This is a genomic window from Kitasatospora sp. NPDC057518 (assembly GCF_042802075.1).
Classification (GTDB): domain Bacteria; phylum Actinomycetota; class Actinomycetes; order Streptomycetales; family Streptomycetaceae; genus Kitasatospora.
The window spans coordinates 1-6,018 of record NZ_JBHVEU010000512.1 but is presented as its reverse complement, the minus strand read 5'-3'; the positions used below and the strand labels follow the sequence as shown (position 1 = coordinate 6,018).

Below are 6,018 nucleotides of genomic sequence, written 5' to 3'. Positions count from 1 at the left end.
GGGCCCGGACCGGCCACGACGAGCGACGAGGCCGCAGCTGCTGGGCTGCGGCCTCGTCACGGTGAGGAGCGTTTCAGTGCCGAACGCCGCCGTGGCACGGCCGGGCGGTGTGGACGGTGTCGGCCGTGAGGTAGAAGGCGTCAGGACGTCCGAGGATGCCCGCGGACGTGTCGCTGTCCAGGAGCTGCTCCAGCGTTGCGCGGTCCTCCGGATCCAGCCGGTCACCGATCCGGTCGCGCAGCCGGGTCAGACGCAGGTGCAGGTACTCCCGCGCCGACATCCCGAGGGGGGACGTGAGATCGGTGAAGAAGCTGCGCGTCCCGCTGGGAACGAGCCCGGCACGGGCGAGCATGGCCGGCCAGTCCTCCACCGTCGCTGCTGCGCCCGGCAGTTGGTCGCGCATCGCGCCGAAGGCATCCTCGGCGGCCGCGTCCAGGCGGGCCTGCAAGCCCGGACGCCCCGTGCCGATGTCGCGGGGCAGAAAGCGCGGGGGAAGCCCGCTCTCGGCGACGGCGAGGAGCCCGCCCGGCCGCAGGCAGGCGACCAGGGAGCGCAGTGCCGCCTGCTGGTCCCCCACCTGCTGGACGCCGTGACGGCTCCAGATCAGGTCGGCGGCACCCAGCGCGTCGAACTCGCCGCTGACGTCCGTCAGTTGAGTGACGACGCGGTCCGCCACCCCCTGCGCCGCCGCGCGCGAACGGACCTGTTCCAGGAGGCCGGGCGACCGGTCGACGGCTACGACCTCGGCATCCGGGAAGGTGTGCGCCAACAGGCAGGTCACCACGCCCGGCCCGCTGCCGACGTCCAGCACCCGGTGGACGGGAGCGTGTCCGCCGCCGCCGATCCGCAGCAGACCCCGCAACCACTCCACGGCCCGCAGGAGAGCGGGGGCGTGCACACCGGCTTCGCGCTCCCGGAGCGCGCCGGAGGCGTCCCACCCGATGTCCTGGTCGTGATGCGGGTTCATGAGTCCATGCCTTCCTTCGTGGGTCGGTCCGGGTCCGCGCTCAGCGGAGGAAGGGGGCGAGCTGGCGCTCCAGGACCGGCTTCGGCGCGGCACCCGTCCACGCCATGGCGACGGCGCCGTCGGCGTAGACCACGAAGGCGGGGATCGACGTGACCCCGTGCCGCTCCGCCAGTCCGGCCTCCTCGTCGACGTTGATCTTGACGACGTCCAGGACGCCCGCGTGCTCGGCGGCCAACGCCTCGACGATGGGAGTGACCCTGATGCACGGCCCGCACCACGCGGCCCAGAACTGGACCAGGACGGGGCGCTCCGCCTTCAACACGCAGGCAGGGAAGGTCTGTTCGGTGACACTCTCCACGAAGCGGGTGGACTTTGCGGCCATGGCGGGGCTCTCCTCTTCCGGTGCGTTCGCGCACGAGCGCCGCTCCCGGCGGGACCGGACCGGGACCGGGGCGGCGCTCGAACCTCAGCTCCGAGGGTGCGCCCGCAATCGCGGAGACGGCAATCAGACTTGCCGTTTTCGCAAATATGCTTCCTGATTCAGGGGAGGTGCGGGGGCCGGGGAACGCTCGGTCTACGCCGCGGCCGGGTCGTGGAGCGACGCGTCGGCGGGCCCCTGACGGAAGCCGGTGAACCGTACCTGCAGGCCCTCGCTCTGCGGGGAGCAGCAGAAGGGGCCGGCTGATGCCACCGCCTCCGGTGCCAGCGGGGCGAGCCGGACCATGCGCCACGGGTCGTCGTCGCGACGGGCCCGGATGGTCAGGGCATCGCCGACGCGGCTGGCCCGGACGGTGATGTGGCGCCCGTTCCAGTCGGGCACGGGGGCCAGGGACCAGTCGGACTGGCCGCGGGTGACGACGGCGCCCAGGTACGGGACGCCGTCCGTCATCTCCACGCCGGCCTTGATCCACGTCCGCTCGTCCACCCGGACCATGAGTCCGGCCTGGTCGTAGAGGGCGTCGAAGTCGGCGACGAAGGTCACTTCGACGGCGCTGGCGTCCGGCAAGGGGGTCAGCAGCGCGTGCCCGTCGTCCCGGACGAAGCCGTAGCTGGTGGTGCGCCAGAAGTCGCTGCGGTCCCGGGTGGTGACCAGCAGCCCGGAGCCGTCGTGGACGGCGTCCAGCGGAGGGTTGAGCCAGGTCGCGTCGTCCCAGCCGATGGTGTGCTGATCGCTCATGTCTCTGCTTCCGTTGTGCGGGTGGGGCGCTCGGTCGGTGTTCGTCGGCCCCGGACTCCTCCGCGCCCGTCGACGCGAGGGGAACCCGTCGCGCGGCGGGCGTCTACGGGTGGTGGCGGGCGTCGGCGTGGCGTCCCGTCAGCAGGCACCCGGGGGCCAGGAGGATGCCGGCCCCACCGCGCCCGTGCCGGACACCGGCCGCCCCCGGCCAGGGTACTGGCCAGGGTTCGACACTGGCTCGACGGGCCCGTGGTCCCGGGATCGTGGTCGGTGGACGCCGCACGGCTTCCATGGCCGCGAAGGAGCTGACGGGGGTGGGGCCTGTTGGCAGGGGCTTCCGGCGTCGGCACGACCGCCCTGGGGCCCGCACGCCGACCAGCGCCGGGCGCCTTGCCGGCCTGCCGGAACCACGGGTGGACGGGCTCCGCGGCGACGACGCCCGGACGTTGCTCGACTCGATGCCGCCCGGTCCGGTGCACCCCCGCGTGCGGGGCGCGATCGTCGCCGAAGCACGCGTCAACCCGCCGGCGCTGCGGGAGCTGCCGCGCGGTGGGAACGAAATCAGGAAGGGGCAAGGGGACATGACCGGGTTCCAGCGATGGGGCGTCACCACGGCGATGGTGGGCCGCGAGGACGAGCAGGCGGAGCTCGCGGCGTTCGTGACGGCCGCGACGGGCCAGGCGCTGGTCCTGCGGGGGGAGACGGGGGTCGGCAAGAGTTCGTTGTTGAGCCACGCCGCCGCGCTGGCGGAGCGGGAGAGCCAGGTCGTCATCCGGGCCGCCGGTGTCGAGGCGGAGTCCGAGCTGCCCTATGCCGGGCTGCACCAGGTCCTCCATCCGCTGCTCACCGACGTCGCGCGGCTGGACGACGGGACCCGGGCGGTGTTCGACGCCGTGTTCAGCGGAGTGCGGGGCGATCCGCCGTCGGTCATGGCACTCGGCATCGCCGTGCTCAGCCTGCTGTCGCTCTCCGCCGCGCAGCGGCCGCTGCTGCTGGTCCTCGACGACGCGCAGTGGCTGGACGACTCCAGCGCCGACGTCTGCGGCTTCGTGGGCCGACGCCTGGCCGGCGGCCCGGCGAAGATGCTGGTCGCGGTCTGCAGCGACATCACGTCCCGCTTCGACACCGCCGCACTGCCCGAACTGCCGGTCACCGCCCTCACCGACGAGGACGCGGCCCGCCTGCTGGACCACCGGTACCCGGAGCTGAGCCGACAGGTCCGTCGGATCGTCCTGGAGCGGGCCCGGGGCAACCCGCTGGCCCTGCTGGAGCTGCCCGCCCACTTCGCCGGCCGGTCGAGCGATCTCCCGGTCGAAGACCTGGTCGGCCAGCACGGCGTGCCGTTGCCCCGACGGCTGCAACGGCTGTTCGGCACCCGCATCGCCGCCCTCGACGAGCGGGTGCGGACCGAGCTGCTGATGGGCGCGCTCGACGGCGCCGGGGCCCCGAGCGGCACCGACACCGTCCCCGGCACCCGTTACGGCATGCGTGACGCCGACACGGCGGTGGCCGCGGGGCTGCTGGACATCGAGGTGGTCACCGGCGATCTCGTCTTCCGGCACCCGCTCGTACGGTCCGCCGTCGTGCGGATGGCCACTCCCAACCAGCGCCGCGCCGCCCACCTGGCGCTGGCACAGGTTCACCGGGAGAACCTCGAACGCCGGGCGACGCACCTGGCGGCGGCAACGGTCGATCCGGACGAGGACGTCGCCGACATCCTGGAGGCGGCGGCCGAGTCGGCGACCCGGCGCGGCGGCGCGCTGGCGGCCGTGGCCTGGCTGACCCGGGCCGCCGAGCTCAGCGAGACCCACACCGGCCGGTCCCGGCGCCTGGCCGACGCGGCCTTCGTCGCCGCTCACGCCGCCCGCCTCGGCCAGGCGCACCGGCTGGTCCAGGCGGACCTCACGCCCGGCTCGACGGGGTCGCCGGCCTCGGTGCTGGCGGCCGCCTACCGGGCGCTCCACCAGGACGGGGACGTCCGCTCCACGCACCGCCAGGTCTCGGCCGCGATCGAGAAGCTCCGGGACGGCGGGTCGGCCGTCGCGTCGACCGTCGGCGAAGCCGAACCTGACGAGGTCCTCACCCGACTGGTGGTCCTGCTCCTGACGATCAGTCAGTACAGCGGGGACCGCGCGGCCTGGGAGAGCACGCACGAACTCCTCGCCTCCCTGGGCAGCCTCCTCACCCGGCGCTCGCGTCTCTACAGCGGCACCTGGAGCGACGTGACCAGGCACGGAGCCGGCTTCGCCGGGCCGGTGCGACAGGCCGCCACGACCCTGCCGGACCTGGAACCCTGGGACGTCACGCAGTTCGGCGCGGCCGCGTACCACCTCGACCTCCTGAGCCACTACCGCCCCCACCTGCAGCGTGTCGTCGACCGCGAGCTGGAGACCGGGGCCGTGGCAACCGGCATGGTCATGCTGCACCAGATCATGCTCGACCAGTTGACGGTCGGAGAATGGGCCGAGGCCGAGGACACCGGACAACGCGGCCTGGACCTGGCGACCGAGCACGGCCACCAGCTGTTCGCCGCCCAGAGCCGCGCGTACCTGGCCCAGCTCGCGGCGCTGCGCGGACAGGTCGGGCGGGCCCGGGACCTGCAGGCCGAGGTGGACGCCTGGGCCCGCCCGCGCGGACTGGGATTCCTGACCCAGGTCGCCGACGCCGCCGGCGCGACCGCCGCGCTGAGCTCCGGCGACTACGAGACCGCGTACCTCTACGCCATCGGCATCACCCAGCCGGGCAAGTTCCGGCCCTACGCCTACCAGGCCTCGCGCACCCTGCTCGATCTCGTCGAGGCCGCCCGGCACACCGGACGCGTCGACCAGGCCCGGGCGCACGCCCTCGCCGCCCGCGACGCCGGTCTGCCGGAGGTGTCGCCCCGCCTGGGGCTGATCACCTACGGCGCGCTGGCGATGACCGCCGAGGACGAGCGGGAGGCCGCCGAGATGTTCACGCGGGCCGAATCCCAGCCGGACGCCACCCGCTTCCCGTTCGAGCTGGCCCGGATCCGGCTGGCGCACGGCATCCGGGTGCGCCACGTCCAGGGCCCGGCCCCGGCGCGGCAGTACCTGGTCCCGGCGGCCGAGGTGTTCGAGCGGCTGGGCGCGGCCGGCTGGACCGAACGGGCCCGGGCCGAACTGCGCGCCACCGGGGCCCCGCCCCGCGTCCCGACGCTGACCGTGGCCCCGCTGACCTGGCAGGAACGCCGCATCGCCGACCTGGCCGCCGGCGGCCTGACGAACAAGGAGATCGGCGCGCGGATGCACCTGTCGCCGCGTACCGTCAGCTCGCACCTGTACCGCGTCTTCCCCAAGCTGGGCATCACCGCCCGGGCGGCACTGCGCGACGCGTTGAGCCGGACCGACGCGGCGCAGGTCTGATGCCCGCGCTCACCCCTGTGGGGCCACGGCCTCGACGCCGTTGGCGGCCAGCCAGCCGAGGACGTGGTCGGCGACCGAACGCCAGCCGCTGTCGAACACCAGGGAGTGCCCCCGATCGGCGAACTGCTTCAGGTCCGTCACGGCGGAGGAGTCGCCGTAGAGCTTGTAGACCGAGCGGGTCACGACGTCCGGGACCATCCGGTCCTCCTGGCCGGAGACCAGCAGCAGCGGTCCGCGCGCCGTATTGGCCGTGTCCACGACGGTGCCGGCCGGCCCGGTGGCGGTGCCGTCGAGTCCGAGGTCCGCGAGCAGCCGGAGCGGGGCCGGGACGGCGTACCGGTCGAAGAGCTGCTCGGCCTCCCCCTCTCCGACCGTGTTGACGACGAGGTGTCGGAACCGGGCGCGCGGCAGCTGCCCGAAGCCCGGGTGCCGGGTCGGGCCGGCCGACATCAGCGGCCACGGCCGGGACCGGCCGTCGGCCGGCGGCACAC

4 protein-coding genes and 1 pseudogene are annotated in these 6,018 nt (G+C 74.1%); 1 reads left to right on the top strand and 4 read right to left on the bottom strand.

From position 1 onward, the window contains the following. Nucleotides 1–73 precede the first annotated feature (73 nt). The 3 genes from ACFU7Z_RS34670 to ACFU7Z_RS34660 form a co-directional block, all read right to left on the bottom strand. Complete coding sequence (locus ACFU7Z_RS34670) at nt 74–967, bottom strand: class I SAM-dependent methyltransferase (RefSeq protein ID WP_380781967.1); 894 nt, start codon at nt 965–967, stop codon at nt 74–76. A gap of 40 nt (nt 968–1,007) precedes the next feature. Continuing rightward, nucleotides 1,008–1,349, bottom strand: coding sequence for a thioredoxin family protein (locus tag ACFU7Z_RS34665; protein WP_380781965.1), 342 nt, complete (start codon nt 1,347–1,349; stop codon nt 1,008–1,010). 192 nt (nt 1,350–1,541) lie between these two features. Further along, complete coding sequence (locus ACFU7Z_RS34660) at nt 1,542–2,144, bottom strand: DUF1349 domain-containing protein (protein ID WP_380781963.1); 603 nt, start codon at nt 2,142–2,144, stop codon at nt 1,542–1,544. A 581-nt stretch (nt 2,145–2,725) separates the two neighbouring features. On the opposite strand from ACFU7Z_RS34660, the gene ACFU7Z_RS34655 reads away from it, so the two are divergent. Further along, a complete protein-coding gene (locus ACFU7Z_RS34655) occupies nt 2,726–5,527 on the top strand; it encodes an ATP-binding protein (protein WP_380781961.1) in 2,802 nt (933 codons plus the stop codon). 9 nt (nt 5,528–5,536) lie between these two features. On the opposite strand, the pseudogene ACFU7Z_RS34650 reads toward ACFU7Z_RS34655, so the two are convergent. Beyond that, a pseudogene (locus ACFU7Z_RS34650) lies at nt 5,537–6,018 on the bottom strand (alpha/beta hydrolase); the annotation flags it as partial.

Coding starts and splice junctions, on each gene's coding strand:
- ACFU7Z_RS34665 (WP_380781965.1), bottom strand. CDS start 1,349: ATGGCCGCAAAGTCCACCCGCTTCGTGGAGAGTGTCACCGAACAGACC.
- ACFU7Z_RS34655 (WP_380781961.1), top strand. CDS start 2,726: ATGACCGGGTTCCAGCGATGGGGCGTCACCACGGCGATGGTGGGCCGC.
- ACFU7Z_RS34660 (WP_380781963.1), bottom strand. CDS start 2,144: ATGAGCGATCAGCACACCATCGGCTGGGACGACGCGACCTGGCTCAAC.
- ACFU7Z_RS34670 (WP_380781967.1), bottom strand. CDS start 967: ATGAACCCGCATCACGACCAGGACATCGGGTGGGACGCCTCCGGCGCG.